Genomic DNA, 21,235 nt, shown 5'->3' on the forward strand with positions numbered 1-21,235 from the left:
TCACCATAGGCCGCCCGGGGCGGCCGCACGCTAGGGTTGCGGGGTGAGTCACAAAATCGAACCGACCAACCTGGGTGGCCCGCGGGTGTGTTCGATCGCCGACGCGCTGCAGATCCTCGGCGACCGCTGGAGCCTGCTCGTGATGCGCGAGATCAGCTTCGGCGTCCACCGCTTCAGCGACATCAAGACCAACACCGGCGCCCCGCGCGAGACGCTGACCCAGCGGCTGCGCCGGCTCGAGGACGCCGGACTGCTCCGGCGCCGGCCCTATCAGCAGCGGCCGCCGCGCGACGAATACCTGCTGACGCCGGCCGGCGAGGACATCGTGCCGGTCCTGCAGGCGCTGCGGCGCTTCGGCGAGCGCCACGTCACGCCGCTGCTCCACACTCCCGCGGAGCGCTAGCCGGCGAGCAGCACGAGCTTGCCGCTCGCCGCGCCGGCCTCGATGGCCCGGTGCGCATCAGCGACCTCGGCCAGCGGGAAGCCGCGGACGGGCGGGAGCTGGAAGCGTCCCGATGCGATCAGCGGGCCGATCTCGGTGAGCGCGTGCAGGGCGCGCCCGGAGTCGCCCCTGCTGAACCGCACGCCGTACTGCTGCGCGCCCAGGAAATCCGCGACCGTCAGCACCTGCTGCGGACCACCGGCCAGGCCGATCAGTTCGGGCAGGATGCCGCTGCCGGCCACATCCAGCGCGAAGTCGACGCCGCCCGGAGCCAGCTCCCGGACCCGCCCGGACAGGCCTTCGCCGTAGACGACGGGCTCGGCGCCCAGCAAACCCAACAGCTGCTGGTTCGCCGCGGCCGCGGTGCCGATCACGCGAGCGCCCCGGGCCACGGCAAGCTGGACCGCGGCGCTGCCGATGCTCCCGGACGCGCCGCTGATCAGCACGCTGCTGCCCGCGCTGACGCCGAGCTGGTCGAGCGCCCGCATGGCCGTCTCGATCGCGGCCGGCAGCGCGGCGGCGGACGCGAAGCCGATCGACGACGGGATCGGCGCGTAGAACGACAGCACCGCCGACTCGGCCTGGGCCGCCCCGGCGCCGCAGAACCCGAACACCTGGTCGCCGACCGCCACGTCGGTGACGCCCTCGCCGAGCTCGTCGACGACGCCGGCCGCCTCGTAGCCCAGGGTCTGCGGTAGCTCCTGATCCATCAGCCCTTGGCGTTTGCGCGCGTCGCTGAGGCTGATGCCGGCCGCGCGCACCACGATGCGAACCTCACCGCTCTCGGGATGCGGCTCCGGAAGATCCGCGAGCTCGAGGACCTCCGGACCGCCGAACCTGCTGAATCGCACTGCTCTCATCGGGCGAGCATACCCATTTCTGGAGTGAGCTCCAAGTTTATGGTTTGCTACAGTTAACCGATGCCTGAACCGGGACTTCGTGAGCTCAAGCGGGCGCGCACCCGCCGACTGATCGCCGACACCGCGGCGCGGCTCTTCGCCGAGCGCGGGTACGAGCAGGTGACGGTCAGCGAGATCGCCCGCGCGGCCGAGGTGGCGGAGCAGACCCTCTACAACTACTTCCCTACCAAAGAGCAGTTGATCCTCGACCGCGAACAGGAGATCGAGCAGCGGCTGACCGACCTGATCCGCTCCCGGCCCGCGGGGGTCAGCCCGGCGGCCGCCATCCGCGACTACGTCCTGCAGACGGTGGCGAACATCCGCGACAGCCCGCCGGAGAGTGCCCGGGGAGCGCTCGGATATCTGGCCGCGATCAGCCCGGCGGTCAACCGGCTGGCCCTGGAGCTGACCGACCGTCAGGCCGGCGCCCTGGCCGCGGCGATCGCCGAGACCAGCCCGGTTCCCCCGGCGGTCGCCGGCTTGCAGGGCATCGCGGTGGCCGGCGTCTTCCGGCTGATCATGACCGAGGCGGGCCGGCGCACGCACGAGGGCCAGACCCCGGCCGCGATAGCCGACGCGCTGCAGCCCGAGATCGCGAACGTCCTCACCGAGCTCGACCGCTGGCTGACCCGATAGGCGAACTCGTAGTCGCACGTGAGCAGCACCAGCGAGCGTGCCGCACGGAACTCAACCGGCCTTGGCAGCGAACCGGCTCTCTCTGCCCTGCTCGGGTGTCGGGCCGAGTCACGGTGTTCGGTGGGCGATGGCGAGCCGGGTCCGGTACTGCTTGGTGATCGCTCCGTCGTAGACGTCGTCGATCAGCTCATGCGCACGTCGGGGTCAAGCCAGTGGAAAGCGGTCGCGGAGAGGATCGCGCCGAAGGTTCCGTTCGAGGGCTGCCAGTCCTCGAAGGCCGCCGCGACGACGGTGACCTTCGGGAACTGCGCGAGGTTGCGCCGGGCGATGGCGGCCTCGCCCGAGGATCGCTCCTCGGGCGAGCCTGGGCGGCCGCGCCTACGGGACCACCGTGACCGGCCAGCGGCCGCAACGGACCAGGCGGTGCGCGACCGAGCCGGCGATGCGGTGCAGCGGGCTCCGCGAGCGGCCGACGATCACCGCGTCCGCCCACATCCGCGTCGCCACCTGGCACAACTGGGCGAACGGGTCGCCGTGCCGGGTGAAGATCTCGCAGTCCACCCCGAACCGGGACAGCTGCAGCGTGTCGTGCAGCTCGGCCGGCAGGGTGTCCCCGTTCGCGAAGGACGCCGCGATCGAGGCCGCGAACGGATCGGCGAACGACAGCATGCCGCCCGCCACCGGTCGCACGTGCACGCCGACCAGCCGCCAGCCCTGCCGCCGGGCCATCCCGGCCGCGTAGGCGCCGGCGCGCATCGACGTCTCCGACTCGTCCAGACCCACGACGATCACGCCGGGCATGTCAGCGGTTCTTGCACGTCGACTCCCGGGGGACGAGCCGCAACGACAGGTGAGCTTGCTGCCGGGGACTGTAATCTCGCGGAAATCGTTCGGCAATACGCAGAGCCGACCGATGCCGCCCCGGCCCGCTGGATTCGCGGGCGGGGCAGCGGCGAGCGGCTCACCGATACAGGTAGGCGTGCCCGTCCCGGTTGGTCAGGATGAGAATCGTGTCGGTGATCTGGACCGGGTCGTCACCGGCGGTGAAGCCCTGCTCGGTCAGGTCCCGGACCTGCCCCAGGCTGTCCCACGCCACCGGAACCTCGGCCGGATCATGGTCGGTCCGCGCACGGCCGACGATCATGAAGCCGCCCGGCGAGACGTCACGGGCGATGCCCTGGGCACCACCGAGCACCGGCAGCTGGATCAGCGCGCCGTCATGCCAGAGGAACGGACGCGACGTGCCGCTCTGATCGATCGCCGCGGCGCCGACCACGTCACCGTCGTCGTTCGCACCCGACGGGCGGCTGACCGGATCCGGCACGCCGGTGACGAGCGCACCGAACGTGGTCACCGCCCCGTCGTGCAGGACGCCCGCCGAGACACCGCACTCGCACGGGTCGCCGGCCGGGACCGGGTACGTGCCGAGCACGTCACCGGCGTCGGTCAGCCCGGTCGTCTCGGTGCCGGGCGCACGGACACCCAGATCGGTGAACTCCCCGTCCTGCCAGAGGAATCGGTGGGTCTCCGTGCCGACCGGCCGCTCCACCAGGACCTGGCCAGGGTCGTTGACGGCGAACGCCACCCCAGGGCCGAGATCGGTCAGAAGGTGGTCGCGCCAGACGACGGCATGGCCCACCCCGGTCGCGTCGGTGCTGTTGCCGGCGATCAGCCCCGAGTCGTTGATGCCGACCGCCGCGGAGATGCCACCGTCGAGCGCGCCCAGGTCGACGATCCGGCCGTCCGACCAGCTGAAGGCATGCTCGCCGCTCGTGCCGACGACTGTTCCGCCGTCGTTGACCGCGACGCCCGTGGTGGCGGAGCCGTTCAGGCCGACGACCTCGGTCGGGGCGTATTGCACCTTCTGCGGAGTTCCCGGAGGTCCACCCGGGCCGGACGGCGCGGTGGGATGCACCGGCACGCCGGGCCCGCCGATCACCGGCGGATCATCGGCCAAAGCCGGCTCGGCGCCGGCGACCAGCACGGCACCAGCTATGACAGGCAGCAGGTAGTGATGGGATCTCATCTGGTCTCCCCCGTTGTCCGGCAGTACATTGTGGACTTTAGAACACTTGTACGGCCGGCGGGAAGCCCGGAACCTACTGAGGTCACCGTCCACAGTCGATTTGACGTGTCGATATCGGCTGGCGATTCATCGGTTTCCGGTGAGAAAGTCTCATCGATCGGTTCGATGATCTTGGATCTGGGCTGTTCTTGTCGATCGATCTTCACGGGGAAGGTTTCATGATCAACAAAAGCTCGTGGTCCGGAACGGCCCGCCGATTCGCGCTGGGCCTGGTCCTGACCGGTACGACCGCTCTGCTCCCACTCACTCCCGCCGCAGCCGCGGCGCCCGACATCGACCGGCTGACTCCCCCCTCGGCGAGGTGGCTGCTGCAGACGTTTCCCGGGATCGACCAGGCCGGGGCACTGGCCGACTCGCAGCCGGCCATCAACGACACCCCGCTGACCGGCACCAACATCAGCTGGGAGAACGACGTCCGATTCCTCGGCGGCCAGGCGGTGGCCTTCAACGGCACCTCGTCGTCGCTGTCGGCGTCGCCCTCGGCCCTGAACACCGCCGGGACGTTCTCGCTGGCGGCCTGGGTGCGACTCACCGACACCAGCGTCAGCCGGGTCTTCGCCAGCAAGGCCGGCGCGGGCCGGTCCACGTTCTCGGTCGGCTACGACAAGGCCGGCAACCGCTGGCAGGTGCAGCTGCCGGCGAAGTTCGGCAAGGGCAACAAGGCGTCGATCGCGCGGTCGGCCTCCGCCCCCAAGATCGGACTGTGGACGCACCTGGCCGTCGTGCACGACGCCGGCACGCAGACGCTCACGCTCCTGGTGAACGGGGTGGCCGAGGCCACCGTGCACAACGTGACCTCGATCGACGATCCGGCCGGCGAGGTCCGGCTGGGCCGCGGTGACACGTCCTGGTGGAAGGGCAACCTGGCCGAGGTCCGGCTCTACGACCAGCCGCTGGTCGCCCGGGACTTCACCGGCATCCCCGGCGAGCCGGGGCTGCTGCGGCCGTGGCTGATCGGGTCGTGGGACTTCCAGGCCGCGAGCCCGTGCTACGAGGAGGACCTCGACCCGACGTTGTGCTCCGCGCCCGACTCCACCACCGGTTTCGGACGCCGGCTCGCCCTGACCAAGGGCAGCTACGTCGACTCCTCCTCCCGCGGGTCCCAGGCCCTCGTCCTCGACGGGACGCACTGGATCGACGACCCGTCCGACCCGCACTTCGGTGAGGCGACCCAGGAGTACGGCCGCAGCCAGATCAACGTGGGCCCATGGAACAACCCGGTGTGGCAGGACGGGCCGGTGCTGCTCACCACCCAGTCGTTCACCATCGCAACGTGGGTACGCCTCGACCCGGCGCACGGCGCGCAGACGGTCGTCTCCCAGGACGGCGCCGGCCGCAGCGCCTTCCGGGTGGCCTACGACCCGGCCGACGGCGGCCAGTGGGTGTTCGCCGTGAGCGCCGGCACCGACGACTCGGCCACCACCACCGCGACCGCGCCCGCGACCGGCGCCGACCAGTGGCACTACGTCGTCGGCGTGCTCGACGCCACGAACCGTCAGACGCGGCTCTACGTCGACGGGACGTCGGCCGGGCCGGTGGCGCTCGACGCCACCTGGCAGCCCTACCAGACGTCCGGCGCCCTGCTCGTCGGCCGGGCGACCACCCCGGCCGGGCCGGCGGAATGGCTGTTCGGCCAGGTCGACGAGGTCGACGCGTACCAGGGCGTACTGAGCGACGCGGACGTGCAGAGCCTGTTCACCGCGTAGGCAGTGCGGTGACCGGCCCGTCCCGCCTCACCGGCGCGGCGGGCCGGTCGTCGTCATGGCGCCGAGCAGGGACAGCTTGCGTGAGGGGGCGGCTCACGGGTCGAGGTCGCGCACCGACCATCCTGGAGCGTCCAGCCGGATGGCCCCGTCGCCGACCAGGTTCTGCAGTGCGCCCTCGAGGCTCGCGACGACCCCCGCGCCCACCTGCCGCTCCCACTGGGCCCGCATCTCGTCGAAGATCGACTCCCCCTCGCGCAGCAGCGCCAGCCCCCGCTCGGTGACGATCAGCCGCATCCGCCGCCGGTCGACCGCGTCCGGCTCGCGGGCCACATAGCCGCGCTCCTCCAGGGTCGCGATCGTCTTGGCCGCCGACTGTTTGGTGACCGACATCCGCCGCCCGAGGTCCGAGGCGCTCTCCGCCCCGGACTGGATCGCCCGCATCGCGAAGTCGTGCACCGGCCGGAAGTCCTCGTACCCACGGTCGGCGAGTTCGGCGGTGGCGCGATCGGCCAGCGCACGAAACCCGCCGAGCAGCAACAGGGCCAGGTCGGCGCCGGATCGGGACACCCGCTCAGCCTAGTCACACCTTGACTTCGACAACCAAGCTGTCTATCTTTTTGGACAACCAAGTTGTCGATTTCAGGAGCGCTCCATGATCGCCACCATCCCCGAGGTCAGTCACCACACCGCGGACCTCGACGGCGCCCGGATCCACTACGTCACCGCCGGCGAGCAGGGATCCCCGATCCTGCTCGTGCACGGCTGGCCGGAGACCTGGTGGGCGTTCCGCAAGCTGATCCCGCTGCTCTCCCCCACGCACCGGGTCGTCGCGCTCGACCTGCGCGGCTTCGGCGACTCGAGCAACGCCCCCGGCGACTACCACGAGGCCGCCTCGGCCGAGGACCTGCACCGGCTCGTCGAGCACCTCGGCCTCGGTCCCGTGCACGTCCTCTGCCAGGACATCAGCGGTGGCCTGACCTTCCGGTTCGCCGCCACGCACCCGGCGGACGTGCTGAGCTTCACCGCGGTCGAGTCGACGATCGCCGGGTTCGGGCTCGAAGCCCTGGCCGACGTCAACCACGGCGGGTCCTGGCACGTCGGCTTCCTCGGCGCGCCGGGCATCCCGGAGATGCTGCTCCCCGGCCACGAGCGCGAACTGCTCGCCGGGTGGGCCTACCCGATGATGGGCGCGGCCGACGGCTCGGTCACCGACGCCGACTTCGACGAGCTCGTCCGCACGTACGCGCGGCCCGACGCCTGGCGCGGAACCGCGGGGCTGTACCGATCGCTGTTCTCCGACGGCGGCACGACGCGGGCGCTCGCCGAGCAGTACCCGCTACGGGTCCCGGTCCTCACCGTCGACGCCGCCGCCCACCCGTTCACCCGGGAGACGTTCCGCCGGGTCACCACCGGCGAGGTCAGCTCGGTTCACCTGGACGGGGTCGGGCACCTGGTCGCTCAGCAGGCGCCCGAGCGGCTGGCGGCGGCGCTCCTGCCGTTCGTCGACCGGCTCGATCGATGAGGCGGCGGGCGCCGGCACGCCGTACGCAAATCGTGGGTTGATCTTTGGGGTTGATCTGGGCCGTGGCTCAGCGGGCCGCGTGCTCGGCGCGGGCTGGCTCGCCCACCTCGTGCAGGTACTGCAGCGCCTGCCGGTACGAGGTGACCAGGCTGGTCTGCTCGTACGAGACCCCGATCTCCGCGCAGTACGCCTGCACGATCGGCTGGGCCTTGCGCAGGCTGGGGGTCGGCATCCCGGGGAACAGGTGGTGCTCGATCTGGTAGTTCAGGCCGCCCAGCGCCACGTCGGTGAGCCAGCCACCGTGCACGTTGCGGGAGGTCAGCACCTGCTTGCGGAGGAAGTCCTCGTCGCCGGTCGGGTGCGGCATGCCCTTGTGGTTGGGGGCGAACGTCATGCCCAGGTAGACCCCGAACAGGCCCTGGTGCACCAGCACGAAGGCCAGCGCCTGCAGCGGCGAGAGCACAATCAGCAGCGCGGACAGATACGCCACGGCGTGCAGCACCAGCAGCGCGATCTCCACGCGGCGACGCTTGACGACCCCGTTGCGCAACGCCTTGATGCTGGAGACCTTCAGGTCGATGGCGAGCAGCGTGAGCAGCGGGAAGAACAGGCCGGCCTGGTGCCGGGTGATGAACCCCTTGAGGCCGCGCCGGCCCAGCGCCGACTCGGTGGCCCAGATGAGCACCTCGGGCGCGACGTCCGGGTCGAGGTCGTCGTGGTTCGGGTTGTTGTGGTGGCGGGTGTGCTTGTCCATCCACCAGCCGTAGCTCATGCCGACACCGACGTTGCCCGCGATCAGGCCGGCGATCTCGCTCGGCCGCTTGGTGCGGAAGACCTGGCGGTGGGCGAGGTCGTGGGCGACCAGGGCGAGCTGGGTGAAGGTGACCGACAGCAACACCGCCGTCAGCAGCTGCCACCAGGACGAGCCGATCAGGAAGAACGCGGTCCAGCCGGCGACGAACATGGCCGCGACGACGCTCAGCCGGAGCAGGTAGTACGCCGGCCGGCGCTCCATCAGTCCCTCGGCGGTGATCCTGCGGGACAGGACGGCGAAGTCGCTCCCGGCGGTCCGGGTCGGCACCTGTGCGTCGGTGATGGTCATGCTATCCAGCAAACCTCCGATCACCGGCCCTGTCAGGAGTGCTACCGCTTACGGCATGGTGGTGCTGGCACCACCATCGAATGGCGCACCGGGCACGATAGGAGGCGTGAAGGTCCACGAAAGCGTCCGATGGGTGGGCCGATGGCTCCGGCGGGGCGTGGCCGGCGTGCTGCGCGGTGGGGCCTCGATCGGCCTGGCCCTCACCAACATCGGTCTGCTGGCCATGACGCTGGTGGCGCTGGCCATGACGCCGGTGCCGTACCTCGGGCTGGCGCTGGTGCCCTGGACGATGACGCTGGTCCGGATGCGCACCGACCTGGAACGCCGGCGCGCCTCGACGATCGGGGTGCTGGTGTCCCGGCCGTACCATCCCCGGCCGCCCGGCCTCGTCGCCGGCGGATGGCAGCATTTCCGGTGGACCGTGACCGACCCGGCGACCTGGCGGGACCTGGCCTGGCTCGGGCCCGGCGCGCTGGTCGGCCTCGGTCTCGGCCTGATCGACACGCTGATCACACTGTACGGGCTGATGGGCGTCACGCTGATCCCGGTGTGGATCTGGCTCGGCACCGGTTGGTTCGGTTACGGCGTCACCTGGTCGGCCGGCAACTGGACGGACGCCCTGTTCTGTCTGCCGCAGGGCGCCGTGGTCCTGGCCGTCGCGCTGTCGGTGGCGCCGTGGCTGCGCCGGGTCGACGCCCTGTTCGCCCGGCTGTTCCTGGCCCCGACCCGGTCCACCCAGCTGCGGCTGCGGGTGACCCAGCTGACCGCCACGCGCGCCGACACCGTCGACGCCCAGGCCGCGGAGCTGCGCCGGATCGAACGGGACCTGCACGACGGCGTACAGGCGCGGCTGGTGTCGTTGAGTTTGATCATCGGGCTGGCCGACGAGCTCATCGACCACAACCCGGCCGGGGCGCACAAGCTGCTCGCCGAGGCCCGGGAGTCCAGCGGCACCGCGATGGTCGAGCTGCGGCACCTGGTCCGCGGCATCCACCCGCCGGTGCTGGCCGAACGGGGCCTGGCCGGCGCGGTCCAGGCCCTGGTGCTCAGCCTGCCGCTGGCGCTCACCGTCGAGGTCGACCTGCCGGGGCGGCTCGACGCGCCGGTGGAGGCCGCGGCCTACTTCGCGGTCGCCGAGACGCTGACCAACATGATCCGGCACAGCCGCGCCCGGACCGGTTCGGTGTCCCTGCGGCACACGGCCGGATTGTTGACGATGGTGGTCGCCGACGACGGCGCGGGGGCCGCCGATCCGGCCGCCGGCACCGGGCTCAGCGGCATCCAGCGACGTCTGGCAGCCTTCGATGGCACGATCACGCTGTCGAGCCCGCCCGGAGGTCCGACCGTCATCACCATGGAGGTGCCGTGCGCGCTGTCATCGCCGAGGACCATGCCCTCCTCCGGGACGGGCTGACCCGGCTGCTGCAGGCCTTCGAGTTCGAGGTGGTCGCCGTGGTCGACAACGGCCCGGCACTGCTGCCCGCGCTGACCGAGCACCGGCCGGACGTGGCCGTGCTCGACGTCCGGCTCCCGCCGACCTTCACCGACGAGGGCCTGCAGGCGGCGATCGCGGCGCGGGCGGTGATCCCCGGCCTGCCGGTGCTGATGCTCTCCCAGCACGTCGAGCCGCTGTATGCCCGGGAGCTGCTCAGCTCGCCGCACGGCGGGATCGGTTACCTGCTCAAGGACCGGGTGTCGCACGTCGGCGAGTTCGTCGACGCGGTCCGCCGGGTGGCGAGCGGCGGCACCGCGATGGATCCGGAGGTGATAACCCAACTGCTCGCCCGCCGGGAGCCGCTGGCCGTGCTCACCGCCCGGGAGCAGGAGGTGCTCGGCGAGATGGCGCAGGGCCGGTCGAACGCCGCGATCGCCACGAAGCTGTGCATCGCCGAGAAGTCGGTGAGCAAACACATCAACAACATCCTCAACAAACTCGACCTGCCGCCGTCCGACGACGACAACCGGCGGGTCCTGGCCGTCCTCGCCTACCTCAATTCCTGACCCAAAACCCGATTTCGACGTACGGCGTCAGCCCCGCCACCGGCTCAGTGGGCATCGCCCCGGCCGGCCAGCCGGACGAACAGGTCGTGGGCCGCGTCCACCTCGCCGGGATCGTCCCCGGCGAGCAGGTCGATCAGCAGGCCCCGGCTGACCGCGACCCCCAGCCGCAGCATCGCCGGGTCGGTCGTGACCCCGAGCCGCTCGCCCGCCTTCGCCGCGTCGGCCAGCCAGCCCGCGGTCAGTCCACCCGTCCCGGGCGCCGCCGGACGGGCGGCCAGCAGCTCGAAGAACAGCCGCACGAACGGCCGGGCCTCGGGACTGGAGACGGCCCGCCAGACCCCGGTCATCAGCTCGGCGGGCTCGGACACGGACTCGGCCAGCGCGGTCATCGCGGCCCGCTGCCGCTCTTCCATCGCCCCGACCACGGCGGCGAGCAGCCCCTCCCGCGAGCCGAAGTGGTACAGCAGCATCCGGTGGCTGGTCCCGGCCCCGCTCGCGATCTCCCGCAAACTCCGATCGGCCAGCCCGTCGCGCGCCGCGAAGTCGAGGATCCGGGCCAGCAGCTCATCGCGAGGGTCGGCCATGTACCGCACGGTACATCGAAGCCGTACCTCACGGCCGCCCGGCGTCGGCCTCCTGCCGGCGGCGGCGCTCGTCGATCTCCCAGGTCATCACGTAGAGCCGGATCATCCGGGCCAGGCCTTCCCCGGTGTCGAAGGTGAGCACCACGTGCTGACCCGGGTCACCGTGCGGAGCCTCGCGAACCGTCAGGATCCGGCCGGTCACCTCGACCTCGCCGACCGCCCCGAGCGACACCGCGGCCCGCAGCTCGTCGCCCGGGGTCAGCACCGCCGGCTCGTCGATCCAGCACCGCAGGCCACCCTCGCTGATGTCCAGCAGGGCGCCGTCGATGCCCTGGTCGCCGCGGGTGAGGCGGACCGCGGCGCCACCGCCGCCACGGACGAACTCACGGCGGTTGCTCTGGCGCGCGGGCCCGGCCGGCGCCAGGACCCAGCGGAACGGGGCCTCGTCGGAGATCGCGACCAGCCGGGCAGGCAGCACGACGCGGGTCCGGGGCGGCGCCCAGAAGACGTCGAGCTGGTGGCCGGGGCCGGGCGCGGCCGGCCCGACGGTCTCGAGCGGAGCGGCAACCGTGAAGATGTCGCCGTCGACCGACTCCAGACGCGAGCGGACGTTCACTCCCGCATCGAGCACGAGGAACATCGGCGTGCCGGTGACGGGCAGGTCGGTGATGGCGGAGACCGCAGCGATCATTATGGGCACCTCGGGAAGGGAGAGACGGTCGCTGGTCATGTTCGGCCGCCGGGGCGCGCAGGTGAGTATTTCGGTAGCGGCCCGGGAGTGATCCAGGTCGCGCCGGCCGCCGGGCACCACGCCGGCGGCTCCGGTGGCATCGGACTTGCATCCGGTACCCAGGTACAGGCTTACCGTCTTGTCATGACCACCACCGAGGACGAAACCTGGGTGCCCGAGGCGTGCACCCTGCCGACCGCCGAGCGTCCGCTGCGGCTGGCCGAGTTCGACGACCTGTTCACCACCGCGCTGCGCGACCAGCGGCGGATGTCCGCCACGGCGCTGCGGTGGGACCTCGATCCGGCGGCCGAGGCCCTGGCCCGGGACCTGACCCGGCGCGAGAGCGGCTGCTGCTCGTTCTTCACCTTCACCTTCCACCCCGGCGACGGGGTGCTGAGGCTGGACATCGAGGTCCCGGCGGCGCAGGTCGCGGTCCTCGACGCACTCGGCGCGCGCGCCGCCGCGGGGCTCCGGCCGTGACCGGGCTCCGCAGCGGCCAGGTCGCCGACGCGGCCGGGGTGAACCTGCAGACCCTGCGCTACTACGAACGTCGCGGCCTGCTGGCCGAGCCGGACCGCAGCCTCGGCGGGCACCGGCTCTACCCGGCCGAGACGGTGACCGTCCTGAAGGTGATCAAGGCAGCGCAGCGGCTCGGGTTCACCCTGGACGAGGTCGCCGACCTGCTCACCGCCGGCGGCCATCGGCACGGCACCCCGGACGCCGGCCTCCAGCAACGGGCCCGGGAGAAACTCACCGAGGTGGAGACGAGGATCGCCGACCTCCAGGTGATCGCCGCAACCCTGCGCGCCGCGGTCGCCGCGGGCTGCGACGACCTGATCACCTGCGCCGGCGAGCCCTGCTGCCCGATCCCGTTCGCCACCATCGCCTCGAACCCACCCGCCGCCTCCACCCCACCCGTCGCCTCCACCCCGCCTGTCGCCTCCACCCCGCCTGTCGCCGCCGAAGGAGCACCCGATGCCGACTCTCGCTGACCGGTTACGCCGCCTGCTGCCGTCCGGCCTGACCGGCCTGGCCGGGATCGCCTGCGCCGCCTGTTGCGTGCTGCCGATGCTGCTGGCCGCCGGGGCACTGTCCGGCGCGGGCTGGGCGGCGGCCGGAAACTGGATGCCCGGCATCGCCGTCGCCCTCGCGGCCGGAGCGGGTGCCGCCTGGTGGTGGGCGGCGCGCCGCCGGCACCGCACCGCCTGCGCGGGTGGTGGCTGCACCTGCGGCACCTGACCTCGGCAACGGCGGCCGACCCGGCGGCGGTTCGCGGGTGCACGTCAGGTGACTGAGTTGTTGGTCATTACTGGCCGCTGTCGAACGGATGTACTATTCGCCGGGTGACAACGAGGCGGCGGAGGAAGGCGTTGCGGCCGATCGCGGCGCCGTTCGTCGTCGCCCCGCCTGCGGGCACCCGCATCCGGACGAGGCTGCGGCCCAGCACCGGGGAGGCTGCTGTCCTGACACAGGTCGCAACCTTTTTGGGTGGGCTGTACCGGGCTGATCTGGCCAGGCGTGTCCAGCTCGGCAACGTGTCCGGCAAGGACACCCAGCGCACGCGACGTAAGCGGGAGTTGACCGCGGTCACGACCTCCCGGTGGGCCGGCTCGATCACCCGGACCGCCGAAGACCAATACCAACTCGGGATCCGGGCGCTCAAAGCCGATGTGTCGAGCCTGGGCCAGGCCCTGATTACCTTGGACGCGCGGATCGCCGCCCCGGTCGGCGGCCGGGCCGGCCGGACATCCGGTTATGCCAGCCGGCGCGAGCGGGCCGCCAAGCAGCAGCGCCGCCAAGTCCTCGCTGCCCGCCGGACCGCAGCACAAAACCGATTGGCTGCCGGTCGTCCGGCGATCGTTGCGGGCGGACGGCGGCTGGCCAAGACCCGCCACCGGCTCGGCAGCGCCGGGCTCACCCAGGCGCAGTGGCGGGCCCGGTGGGACGCGGCCCGCATGTTCCTGACCGCCGACGGCGAGACCGGTGCCCCGCACGGCAACTACACGATCACCGTCACGCCCGACGGCATCGTGTCAATCGCCCTGCCCGCCCCGCTCACGCATCTGGCGAACGCCGGACGCGGGCGATACCGGCTCACCGAACCGGTCGCGTTCACGCATCGGGCCGGGCAGTGGGCCGACCGGGTCGCCGCCGACCGGTCGGTGCGTTACGACATCAGCTTCGATGCGGTGCGGGGCCGCTGGTACCTGGACGCTTCCTGGACAGTTCCGGCCTACACGCCAGGCCTGGACGCGCTCGCCGGCGGCAGGCTACTGGGTATCGACCTGAACGCGGATCATCTTGCCGCGCATGTCATCGACGCGCACGGCAACCCGGTCGGCACCCCGATCACCATCCCGCTCAACCTTTCCGGCCCGGCTTCGCAACGCGACGGACGGCTGCGTGCCGCGATCAGCCACGCTCTGCACCTGGCCGAACAGCATGACTGCCCGGCGATTGCGGTCGAGAACCTGGGCTTCGCCGACGCCCGTGCCACCGGCCGGGAGACCATGGGCCGCGGTGCGCGGGGCAAGCGGTTCCGGCGCGCGGTCGCCGGGATCCCCACCGCACAGTTCCGCGACCGTCTCGCCGGCATGGCCTCCACCGCCGGGATCGCGGTGATCGCTGTCGACCCGGCCTACACCTCCAGGTGGGGCGGGCAGCACTGGAAACCCGCCCTAGCAACGAAGACTTCCACCGCGACCCGGCATCACGCCGCGGCGGTGGTGATCGCACGACGCGCCCACGGCTTCAAGGCGCGGCGACGGTCAGGTGTCACCCGGACACGACCAGCGGATCGTGCCCGGGAAACTACCGGCCAGGCCGCACCCCACACCATGGGCGTCAGGGAACAACAGTTCGGGCTGGTCGAGACGGCACGCACCACACCCGTGGGCAAGACGCGCCCGGCCCCGACCAGAGACCCCGGCGTTCCCCGGCCTCGAAGACCGTTCGCGAGGCCCCCGACCCCCGGTCGGGACCAACGCATTGACCAACTATGGCCAATACGCTGAGGAACGGTCAGTCCGGGGTCATGTCGTATTCGTCGACGTCCAGGACCGCTCCGGTGGCCTGGAGGAAGTCGAGCACCGCACGCCCGAGATGCCAGCCGAACAGATTCGAGGTGTCGCCGCGACCGTCCTCGTTGAAGTAGCGCACGACTTCCAGGACGGCGCCGCCTCCGTCCTCCTCGGCGCCCAACCGGCCGACCAGCGCGGCGATCGCCGCGGTGTGCGGCCCGAGCCGTTCGACGATGTGGGCGACCTGCTCGTCGACGCTCAGCCCCGGCTCGCGGCAGACCACCCGCCAACAGTGCCGGACCGGAACGACCTTGGGTTCGGTGCGACGGCTGCCACGGACGGTGATCTCGTCGGGCTCGATGCCGAGAACGGCCGCCATCTCCGCCGCCGAGATGCCGCGACTGAACAGCCCGAAGTAGGCATACTGACTGACCTGCACCGATGAAGGATAGAGGCGGTCCGGGTCGGAAGGATGCGCCGGTCGGCGGCGGCGGGCACACTCATCCGCATGCCGCGCCGCCTCATCAAACCTCGCCGATGGACCCCGCCCGCCCTGATCGACTCCGGACAGACCGCTCCCCTGCAGGTCCGGCGGCGGCTGCCGACCGGCGGCCACGGCCCCGAGGACGTCAAGTTCGACCACCTCGGACAGATCGTCACCGGCACCGCCGACGGCCGGATCGTGCGGCTCGATCCGGCCACCGGGGAGCGCACGACGCTGGCCGAGACCGGCGGACGCCCGCTCGGCCTGCACCCGCGTGCGGACGGTGCCGTGCTGGTCTGCGATCAAATTCAAGGGCTGATCGAGGTACGCCCGGACGGCAGCACCCACGTCCTGGTGGACCGCGTCGACGGCGAGCCGCTCACCTTCCCCAGCAACGTGGTGCAGGGGCGGGACGGCACGATCTGGTTCACCACGTCGACCAGCCGCTGGAGCCTGGCCGAGTACGAGGGCGACATCCTCGAGCACACCAGCACCGGCCGGCTGCTGCGCCGTGACCCGGACGGCACGGTCACCACCGTGCTGGCCGACCTGAAGTTCGGCAACGGCCTGGTCCTGTCCCCCGACGAGTCGTTCCTGCTGGTGGCCGAGACCGCCGGGTACCGGATCCGCCGGCACCACCTGACCGGGCCGGCGGCCGGCCGCACCGACATGTTCGCCGAGAACCTGGCCGGGTTCCCGGACAACATGTCGCTGGGCAGCGACGGCCGGCTCTGGGTGGCGATCGCCGCGCCGCGCAACCCGCTGGTCGACCGGCTGCTGCCGCTGCCGGGCTGGCTGCGCCTGCTGGTGTGGAACCTGCCGGCGGCGGTCCGGCCCAAGGCCACGCCGATCGCCTGGGTGCTGGCGTTCGACCTGGACGGCCGCCTGGTGCACGACCTGCGCGCCGCCGACGGCTCCTACGGCTTCGTCACCTCGGTCACCGAGCACGACGGCACGGTCGTCGCCGGCAGCCTCACCGAGAACGACGTGGCCGTCCTGACCACGCCGGAGTAACGAGCCGCGGGCGGGATAGCCTGGCGGGCGTGACCGGACAAGCCGAAACGGCGGGGCGATCCAGGCCCACCCAGGACGACGTGCTCGGCTACTTCGACACGCTGTCGAACTGGGGCCGCTGGGGTGACGACGACGAGCGCGGCACCCTGAACCTGATCACCGACGACGTCCGGCTGGCGGCGGCGCGGTCCGTGCGGCACGGCCGGAGCGTGTCGTGCGCGTGGGACGTCACCGTGCCGCAGGAGATGGAGCGGTCGACGACCTCGTGCCCGTGCGCCGCCGAGATGCCCGGCGCGGAGCACATGCCGGCCGCCTTCCACGCCGACCGGCGCTGGGGCTTCTCGAACGAGCGGCTCGGCCTGATGTTCCACGGCAACACCGTCACCCACGTCGACTCGCCGTGCCACCTGTTCTGGGACGGCGCGATGTACAACGGGCGGTCGCACGCGCTGGTCGACGCGGCGTCCGGGTCGGCCTGGGCGGCGGTCACCGCGGCGGCGGACGGGATCGTCACCCGGGGTGTGCTGCTGGACGTCGCCGGCGCCCGCGGGGTGCCGTGGCTGGAGCCGGGCCAGGGCGTGTTCCCCGAGGACCTCGAGGCGGCCGAGCGCCGCCAGGGTGTCCGGGTGCGGGCCGGCGACGCGGTGCTGCTGCGGACCGGGTACGGCCGGGCCCGGCGGGAGGGCGCCGAGAACCACGGCTTCACCCAGGCCGGCTGGCACGCGTCCTGCCTGCCCTGGCTGCGCGAGCGCGGCGTCGCGCTGATCGGCGCCGACACCCCGCAGGACGTGCAGCCGTCGGGCTACCCCGGCGTGCTGATGCCGGTGCACGCGGTGGGCCTGGTGGCGATGGGCCTGTGGCTGCTCGACAACTGTGACCTGGAGGCGTGCGTGCGCACCGCGGCCGAGCTGGGTCAGTGGGACTTCCAGCTCGCGGTCGCGCCGGTCCGGCTGGCCGGGACGTCCGGCAGCCCGGTCAACCCGATCGCGACGTTCTGACCCGGGCCGGCGCGCTGACGCCGTACGTCGCAATCGGCCTTTGATCCTCGCTCTTGATCTTCAGCGGGCCGAGCCGGCCAGCACGAAGCGGCCCTTGCCGGCGGCTTTCGCCTGGTACATGGCCTCGTCGGCGCGGCGCACCACCTCGTCCACGTCGTCGCCGGACGTGCCGGCGGCGATGCCGACGCTCGCCCCGACCCGCAGGTCGACGCCGTCGAGCAGGATCGACTCGGCGACGGCCCGGACGATCCGGTCGGCGCAGTGACGCGCCTCGTCGACGTCGGCCAGGTGCTCGATCAGCACGGCGAACTCGTCGCCGCCGAGCCGGGCCACGGTGTCGCCGGCCCGGGTGCACCCGGTCAGCCGGGCGGCCACCGTCTGCAGCAGGCGGTCGCCGATGGCGTGCCCGAGCGCGTCGTTGATCTGCTTGAACCCGTCCAGGTCGATGAAGAGCGCGGCGTACGGCCCGGTCGCGGCCGCCCGGATCCGGTCGTAGAACAGCAGCCGGTTGGCCAGGCCGGTGAGCGGATCGTGGAAGGCCAGCCGCCGCAACTCCTGCTCCCGCTGCCGCAGCAGCGTCTCGGCCCGCTCGCGGCGCACGATGTCCTTGCGCAACGCGGCGGTCGCCTCGTCGACCCGGGCCAGGGCGCGGTCGCGGGCGAAGGCGAGCGTGCCGACCAGCGCCCCGATCAGCAGCGTGACCAGCACCCCGCACCACAGGGTGAGCTGAATCAGCCGGCGCCCGGCGGACTCCAGCGCGACCCGGGTCGGGCCGACGGTGACCTGCCACTGCCGCCGGCCGGCGGTGACGCTCGTCGTGCGGTTCAGCGAGCTGCCGGCCAGCCGGGCGCCGTGCGGGACGGCGGCCACCTCGGTGCTGGTGCCGTCGTCGAGCCGGGCCTTGAGTCCGTAGCCGGAGGCGTTGCGCAGGGTACGGTCCAGGAAGTCGCCGCCGCGGACCCCCGCCACGATCCAGCCCAGGAACGCCCCCTTCCGGGTGCCGTGGTAGGTGTAGACCGGCACCGTGAAGGTGAACGAGAGCTGCTGCTTCCCCGGGGCGGTCTTGTCCCGGACCAGCACGTAGGGCGCGCTGACCACGAACTGGTCCGAGTCTCGCGACAACTGCAGCGCCGCGGCGGAGTAGGCCGCCTGGCTCACGTCCCGGCCACTGATCCGCGGCCCGCCGTCCAGCGGCCGGTCGAAGATCACGAACATGTGCTCGACGTTCGTCCCGACCGGCTGCAGCAGCAGGTCGGGGCTGCCCAGCGCCCGCCACCGCCGCTGCACCGCCGGGACCTGGCCGTCCGGCGCCGGCACCACGAAGGTCACGCCGCCGGCGCCGGGCAGCCGCTCGGTGGTCAGCCCGGACGTCAGGTTGTCGTAGTCGGCCAGGGTCAGCGTGGTCTGCGAGCCGACGGCCCGGCTGAGGTCGTCGAGGGAGTCCTGGAACTGACTGATCTCGTTGATGATCGTGCGGGTGACGTCCTGGGAGCGGCGGTCCATGGTCTGCTCGGCGGCGTCGCTCTCGCCGTTGCTGAACACGGTCACCGTGGCCCAGGTGACGCCCGCGCCCAGGACCAGCGCGCAGAGCATGGCGGCGATGCCCGCCGAGAGCCGCCGACGCGGTGCGGTGGAGCGCATGCGCACACCGTTCGTATCGGCCCGGGTCAGGGTCGAATGAGCGATAAGGGACGGGCCTCCTACGGCGACCCGAGCAGGACGAGCCCGGCGACGCCGGCGACGACCAGGCCGGCGAGGGCGCCGACACCGGCCGCCGCGGGGGCCGGACACCCGGCGCGCCACACCAGGACCGCGAGCGCCGGCACCGCCACGACCAGCGACAACACCGTCGCGAGCACCGTGATCGTCGCCGCGAGCCAGACGTGCAGCTCGGGACCGGGCCAGAAGCTCGCCGCGGCGATGCCCGCCACCACCACGTGCCAGGCCAGGAGGATGGCCAGTCCGCGCCCGAAGACGGGCCATCGGCGGCTCGGCAGCGTCTGCGTCATCCGGGTGACGGTAGCCGTCGATGCCGGACCTGGGCTTCGGCGAAGCTCACGCCGAACCTACAACCGATGAATCTTCGGCTCCTCGGGCTCGGTCTCCGGCTCCGGCTCGGCCGCGGACAGGTCGGACGGGGTGCCGGTGGTGCTCGTCGCGGTCAGGGCGGCCGCGAACAGCAGCACCTGGTTCACCGCGTTGAGGAAGACCAGCAGCCCGACCGACCCGGCGACCAGCTGATACACCGGATTGGCCTCGGTGGCCCGGACGTACAGGCCGCCGATCGTCTTGAGCAGCTCGATGGCGACCCCGGCCAGCACCGCCGGGCCGAGCAGGCGGGGCCACGCCATCCGCACCCGGGGCAGCCCGGCCAGCGCGCCGCAGGCCAGGGCGGTGTTCATGCCGGCGCCGACCAGGAAGCCGACCACCGAAAGCCCCAGCCGCGACAGGCTGTCCCCGACCCCCGCGACCTCGGAGACCCGGCTCGCGACGGTGTTCGTCGCATAGGCCGCGGCGAGCGAGGCGACCAGCAGCACGCCCAGGCCGAGCAGCACGAGCAGATCCGCCAGCACCCGGGCCGGCAGGCGGCCCGGATACTCGGGCAGCCGCCAGATCCGGCGGATCGAGGAGCGGAACGCGTCGGTCCAGAACCAGCCGGTGATCGGCAGCCCGATGAACGCGATGACCCCGGCGGTGGTCCGGGCCTGGCGCAGCGCCTGCAGGTCGAGCCGGGGCAGGTCGAGCGCGAGATAGCGGGCCACCGCGCGCAGCACCTGCGGGTCGTCGAGCACGAACCCGAAGACCGCGAACCCCATCAGCCAGGCCGCGAACGTCCCGAAGAACGCGTAGTAGGTGATCGCGGCGGCCAGCCGGCCACCGTCGGCCTCGTCGTACCGCACGCCGGCCCGGGCCAGGTGATCGACCCAGCCGACCCGGTCCCGCAGGCGCTGCCAGCGCGCCCCGGTCCGCTCGGAGAAACGCCTGACCGCCATGAGCCGCGTCCCTACCCGCTCGGCTCGCCGGTTACGCCTACCGGTCCGCGGTTCACCGCAGTGCGCTCAGGGCCCCGCGCAGGGCGGCGTTCATTTCCGGATCGGTGCGCAGGTGGCCGGCATTGACCCAGTCCAGGCGCAGGCCGTCACCGTAGGCGCGGGCCAGTTCGTCGGCGCCGATCGGCGGGGTGCACATGTCGAACCGCCCCTGCACGACGACGCAGGGCACGTCGCGCAGCTTGGCGACCCCGTCGAGAATGTGGTTCTCCGGCAGGAAACAACCGTTGGTGAAGTAGTGGGTCTCCAGCCGCGCCACCGCGACGGTCGCCGGATCGGTGGTGACGTCGAGCTCGTTGCGGGCGGGATCGTATTCGATCGAGCAGAGCGCCGTCTCCCAGAGCGTCCATTCCACCGCATAGAGCCGGGCGACCTTCGGATCCACGTCGTCGAGCCGTTCCCGGTAATAGGCCGTCATGGTGCCCGGATCGGTGCGGTGCTCCACCGGAATCATCGCCAGGAACCGTTCCCATTCCCGGGGGAAGAAGAATCGGGGCGGCCCACCCAGCACCCATTCGTCATCGAACCGCCGAGCCAGATAAATACTCCAGAGCAACAGACTGAAAACCCGATTTGGGTACGACATGGCAAACAACAACCCGAGCGTCGACCCCCACGACCCGCCGACCACGTGGGCGGACTCCCAGCCCCGGAGCGCCAGCAGCGCCGCGATGTCGTCGACCAGGTCCGCGGTCGTGTTGTGCTCGGTGCCGGCGAACGGCGTGCTGAGCCCACACCCGCGCTGGTCGTGGAAGAGCACGTGATGCCGGGCCGGATCGAACAGCGCCTTGTGCGTGTCGTCGAAGCCCGCGCCCGGCCCGCCGTGCAGGAAGACGATCGGGACGCCGCCCGGCTTCCCCCAGTCCTGCCAGCGGATCCGATGACCGCCACCGACCTGCAGAAATCCTTCGTCGTTCACCGAGTCCGTCACCCGCGAAGTCAACCACCGCCCGGCGGTCGG

The 21,235-nt window shown here is 72.0% G+C and carries 24 protein-coding genes; 12 read left to right on the top strand and 12 right to left on the bottom strand.

The features are described from left to right. Positions 1 to 43 precede the first annotated feature (43 nt). On the top strand, positions 44 to 403 hold the full coding sequence (locus L3i22_RS33420) for a helix-turn-helix domain-containing protein (protein WP_221321474.1): 360 nt from the start codon (positions 44 to 46) through the stop codon (positions 401 to 403). Here the strand turns inward: L3i22_RS33420 and L3i22_RS33425 are convergent. After that, a complete protein-coding gene (locus L3i22_RS33425) occupies positions 400 to 1,302 on the bottom strand; it encodes an NADP-dependent oxidoreductase (RefSeq protein ID WP_221321475.1) in 903 nt (300 codons plus the stop codon). The genes L3i22_RS33420 and L3i22_RS33425 overlap by 4 nt on opposite strands. 60 nt (positions 1,303 to 1,362) lie before the next feature. Here L3i22_RS33425 and L3i22_RS33430 point away from each other — a divergent pair, with 60 nt between their 5' ends. Beyond that, complete coding sequence (locus tag L3i22_RS33430) at positions 1,363 to 1,977, top strand: TetR/AcrR family transcriptional regulator (RefSeq protein ID WP_221321476.1); 615 nt, start codon at positions 1,363 to 1,365, stop codon at positions 1,975 to 1,977. 378 nt (positions 1,978 to 2,355) lie between these two features. Here the strand turns inward: L3i22_RS33430 and L3i22_RS33435 are convergent, their stop codons facing one another. Then, on the bottom strand, positions 2,356 to 2,778 hold the full coding sequence (locus L3i22_RS33435) for a universal stress protein (RefSeq protein WP_221321477.1): 423 nt from the start codon (positions 2,776 to 2,778) through the stop codon (positions 2,356 to 2,358). 160 nt (positions 2,779 to 2,938) lie between these two features. Next, positions 2,939 to 4,003: a hypothetical protein gene (locus L3i22_RS33440; RefSeq protein ID WP_221321478.1), complete on the bottom strand. Its 1,065-nt coding sequence runs from the start codon at positions 4,001 to 4,003 to the stop codon at positions 2,939 to 2,941. Positions 4,004 to 4,221: 218 nt separating this feature from the next. On the opposite strand from L3i22_RS33440, the gene L3i22_RS33445 reads away from it, so the two are divergent. Then, positions 4,222 to 5,769 carry a LamG domain-containing protein gene (locus tag L3i22_RS33445; RefSeq protein ID WP_221321479.1) on the top strand — a complete coding sequence of 516 codons (1,548 nt, stop codon included), beginning with the start codon at positions 4,222 to 4,224 and terminating at the stop codon, positions 5,767 to 5,769. A 93-nt stretch (positions 5,770 to 5,862) separates the two neighbouring features. Here the strand turns inward: L3i22_RS33445 and L3i22_RS33450 are convergent, their stop codons facing one another. Next, positions 5,863 to 6,336: a MarR family winged helix-turn-helix transcriptional regulator gene (locus L3i22_RS33450; protein WP_221321480.1), complete on the bottom strand. Its 474-nt coding sequence runs from the start codon at positions 6,334 to 6,336 to the stop codon at positions 5,863 to 5,865. Between the two features lie 85 nt (positions 6,337 to 6,421). On the opposite strand from L3i22_RS33450, the gene L3i22_RS33455 reads away from it, so the two are divergent. After that, on the top strand, positions 6,422 to 7,291 hold the full coding sequence (locus L3i22_RS33455) for an alpha/beta fold hydrolase (protein ID WP_221321481.1): 870 nt from the start codon (positions 6,422 to 6,424) through the stop codon (positions 7,289 to 7,291). A 67-nt stretch (positions 7,292 to 7,358) separates the two neighbouring features. Here L3i22_RS33455 and L3i22_RS33460 read toward each other — a convergent pair whose 3' ends face one another. Further along, positions 7,359 to 8,393 (bottom strand): acyl-CoA desaturase, encoded by a 1,035-nt coding sequence (locus L3i22_RS33460; protein ID WP_221321482.1) that lies wholly within the window; start codon positions 8,391 to 8,393, stop codon positions 7,359 to 7,361. A 106-nt stretch (positions 8,394 to 8,499) separates the two neighbouring features. Here L3i22_RS33460 and L3i22_RS33465 point away from each other — a divergent pair, with 106 nt between their 5' ends. Together L3i22_RS33465 and L3i22_RS33470 are read left to right on the top strand one after the other, a co-directional pair. Further along, entirely contained in the window at positions 8,500 to 9,807 is a 1,308-nt protein-coding gene (locus tag L3i22_RS33465; RefSeq protein ID WP_255657361.1) for a sensor histidine kinase, read from the top strand. After that, complete coding sequence (locus L3i22_RS33470) at positions 9,759 to 10,394, top strand: response regulator transcription factor (protein WP_221321484.1); 636 nt, start codon at positions 9,759 to 9,761, stop codon at positions 10,392 to 10,394. The genes L3i22_RS33465 and L3i22_RS33470 overlap by 49 nt, the downstream gene beginning before the upstream one ends. 44 nt (positions 10,395 to 10,438) lie before the next feature. On the opposite strand, the gene L3i22_RS33475 is transcribed toward L3i22_RS33470, so the two are convergent. Further along, the gene (locus L3i22_RS33475; protein ID WP_221321485.1) at positions 10,439 to 10,978 is read right to left on the bottom strand and encodes a TetR/AcrR family transcriptional regulator; all 540 of its coding nucleotides are present in this window, start codon (positions 10,976 to 10,978) and stop codon (positions 10,439 to 10,441) included. A gap of 28 nt (positions 10,979 to 11,006) precedes the next feature. Beyond that, positions 11,007 to 11,669 carry a PilZ domain-containing protein gene (locus L3i22_RS33480; protein WP_221321486.1) on the bottom strand — a complete coding sequence of 221 codons (663 nt, stop codon included), beginning with the start codon at positions 11,667 to 11,669 and terminating at the stop codon, positions 11,007 to 11,009. Positions 11,670 to 11,852: 183 nt separating this feature from the next. Here L3i22_RS33480 and L3i22_RS33485 point away from each other — a divergent pair, with 183 nt between their 5' ends. The 4 genes from L3i22_RS33485 (at position 11,853) to L3i22_RS33500 (ending at position 14,722) form a co-directional block, all read left to right on the top strand. After that, positions 11,853 to 12,188, top strand: coding sequence for a hypothetical protein (locus tag L3i22_RS33485; protein ID WP_221321487.1), 336 nt, complete (start codon positions 11,853 to 11,855; stop codon positions 12,186 to 12,188). Next, on the top strand, positions 12,185 to 12,700 hold the full coding sequence (locus L3i22_RS33490) for a MerR family transcriptional regulator (RefSeq protein WP_221321488.1): 516 nt from the start codon (positions 12,185 to 12,187) through the stop codon (positions 12,698 to 12,700). The genes L3i22_RS33485 and L3i22_RS33490 overlap by 4 nt, the downstream gene beginning before the upstream one ends. Continuing rightward, positions 12,684 to 12,947, top strand: coding sequence for a hypothetical protein (locus L3i22_RS33495; protein WP_221321489.1), 264 nt, complete (start codon positions 12,684 to 12,686; stop codon positions 12,945 to 12,947). The genes L3i22_RS33490 and L3i22_RS33495 overlap by 17 nt, the downstream gene beginning before the upstream one ends. 131 nt (positions 12,948 to 13,078) lie before the next feature. Next, positions 13,079 to 14,722, top strand: a complete 1,644-nt coding sequence (locus L3i22_RS33500; protein ID WP_221321490.1) for a hypothetical protein — start codon at positions 13,079 to 13,081, stop codon at positions 14,720 to 14,722. Between the two features lie 7 nt (positions 14,723 to 14,729). Here L3i22_RS33500 and L3i22_RS33505 read toward each other — a convergent pair whose 3' ends face one another. Beyond that, on the bottom strand, positions 14,730 to 15,167 hold the full coding sequence (locus tag L3i22_RS33505; RefSeq protein ID WP_255657362.1) for a DUF4279 domain-containing protein: 438 nt from the start codon (positions 15,165 to 15,167) through the stop codon (positions 14,730 to 14,732). 69 nt (positions 15,168 to 15,236) lie between these two features. Here L3i22_RS33505 and L3i22_RS33510 point away from each other — a divergent pair, with 69 nt between their 5' ends. Continuing rightward, positions 15,237 to 16,226, top strand: a complete 990-nt coding sequence (locus tag L3i22_RS33510) for an SMP-30/gluconolactonase/LRE family protein (RefSeq protein WP_221321491.1) — start codon at positions 15,237 to 15,239, stop codon at positions 16,224 to 16,226. A gap of 29 nt (positions 16,227 to 16,255) precedes the next feature. After that, a complete protein-coding gene (locus L3i22_RS33515; protein WP_221321492.1) occupies positions 16,256 to 17,224 on the top strand; it encodes a cyclase family protein in 969 nt (322 codons plus the stop codon). Positions 17,225 to 17,284: 60 nt separating this feature from the next. Here L3i22_RS33515 and L3i22_RS33520 read toward each other — a convergent pair whose 3' ends face one another. From L3i22_RS33520 to L3i22_RS33535, 4 genes are read right to left on the bottom strand one after another with little or no spacing between them, the layout of a single operon-like run. Next, positions 17,285 to 18,865, bottom strand: a complete 1,581-nt coding sequence (locus L3i22_RS33520; RefSeq protein ID WP_221321493.1) for a diguanylate cyclase domain-containing protein — start codon at positions 18,863 to 18,865, stop codon at positions 17,285 to 17,287. Between the two features lie 59 nt (positions 18,866 to 18,924). Further along, entirely contained in the window at positions 18,925 to 19,233 is a 309-nt protein-coding gene (locus L3i22_RS33525) for a hypothetical protein (protein ID WP_221321494.1), read from the bottom strand. Positions 19,234 to 19,290: 57 nt separating this feature from the next. Further along, complete coding sequence (locus tag L3i22_RS33530; protein ID WP_221321495.1) at positions 19,291 to 20,217, bottom strand: YihY/virulence factor BrkB family protein; 927 nt, start codon at positions 20,215 to 20,217, stop codon at positions 19,291 to 19,293. A gap of 52 nt (positions 20,218 to 20,269) precedes the next feature. Continuing rightward, on the bottom strand, positions 20,270 to 21,205 hold the full coding sequence (locus L3i22_RS33535; protein WP_221321496.1) for an alpha/beta fold hydrolase: 936 nt from the start codon (positions 21,203 to 21,205) through the stop codon (positions 20,270 to 20,272). Positions 21,206 to 21,235: the final 30 nt, after the last annotated feature.

The sequence above is a fragment of the Actinoplanes sp. L3-i22 genome, assembly GCF_019704555.1.
GTDB lineage: Bacteria > Actinomycetota > Actinomycetes > Mycobacteriales > Micromonosporaceae > Actinoplanes.

Excerpts from the sequence above, each read along its gene's own strand:
- L3i22_RS33425 (WP_221321475.1), bottom strand. The coding sequence starts at position 1,302 with ATGAGAGCAGTGCGATTCAGCAGGTTCGGCGGTCCGGAGGTCCTCGAG.
- L3i22_RS33430 (WP_221321476.1), top strand. The coding sequence starts at position 1,363 with ATGCCTGAACCGGGACTTCGTGAGCTCAAGCGGGCGCGCACCCGCCGA.
- L3i22_RS33435 (WP_221321477.1), bottom strand. The coding sequence starts at position 2,778 with ATGCCCGGCGTGATCGTCGTGGGTCTGGACGAGTCGGAGACGTCGATG.
- L3i22_RS33440 (WP_221321478.1), bottom strand. The coding sequence starts at position 4,003 with ATGAGATCCCATCACTACCTGCTGCCTGTCATAGCTGGTGCCGTGCTG.
- L3i22_RS33445 (WP_221321479.1), top strand. The coding sequence starts at position 4,222 with ATGATCAACAAAAGCTCGTGGTCCGGAACGGCCCGCCGATTCGCGCTG.
- L3i22_RS33455 (WP_221321481.1), top strand. The coding sequence starts at position 6,422 with ATGATCGCCACCATCCCCGAGGTCAGTCACCACACCGCGGACCTCGAC.
- L3i22_RS33460 (WP_221321482.1), bottom strand. The coding sequence starts at position 8,393 with ATGACCATCACCGACGCACAGGTGCCGACCCGGACCGCCGGGAGCGAC.
- L3i22_RS33475 (WP_221321485.1), bottom strand. The coding sequence starts at position 10,978 with ATGGCCGACCCTCGCGATGAGCTGCTGGCCCGGATCCTCGACTTCGCG.
- L3i22_RS33480 (WP_221321486.1), bottom strand. The coding sequence starts at position 11,669 with ATGATCGCTGCGGTCTCCGCCATCACCGACCTGCCCGTCACCGGCACG.
- L3i22_RS33485 (WP_221321487.1), top strand. The coding sequence starts at position 11,853 with ATGACCACCACCGAGGACGAAACCTGGGTGCCCGAGGCGTGCACCCTG.
- L3i22_RS33495 (WP_221321489.1), top strand. The coding sequence starts at position 12,684 with ATGCCGACTCTCGCTGACCGGTTACGCCGCCTGCTGCCGTCCGGCCTG.
- L3i22_RS33510 (WP_221321491.1), top strand. The coding sequence starts at position 15,237 with ATGCCGCGCCGCCTCATCAAACCTCGCCGATGGACCCCGCCCGCCCTG.
- L3i22_RS33520 (WP_221321493.1), bottom strand. The coding sequence starts at position 18,865 with ATGCGCTCCACCGCACCGCGTCGGCGGCTCTCGGCGGGCATCGCCGCC.
- L3i22_RS33525 (WP_221321494.1), bottom strand. The coding sequence starts at position 19,233 with ATGACGCAGACGCTGCCGAGCCGCCGATGGCCCGTCTTCGGGCGCGGA.
- L3i22_RS33530 (WP_221321495.1), bottom strand. The coding sequence starts at position 20,217 with ATGGCGGTCAGGCGTTTCTCCGAGCGGACCGGGGCGCGCTGGCAGCGC.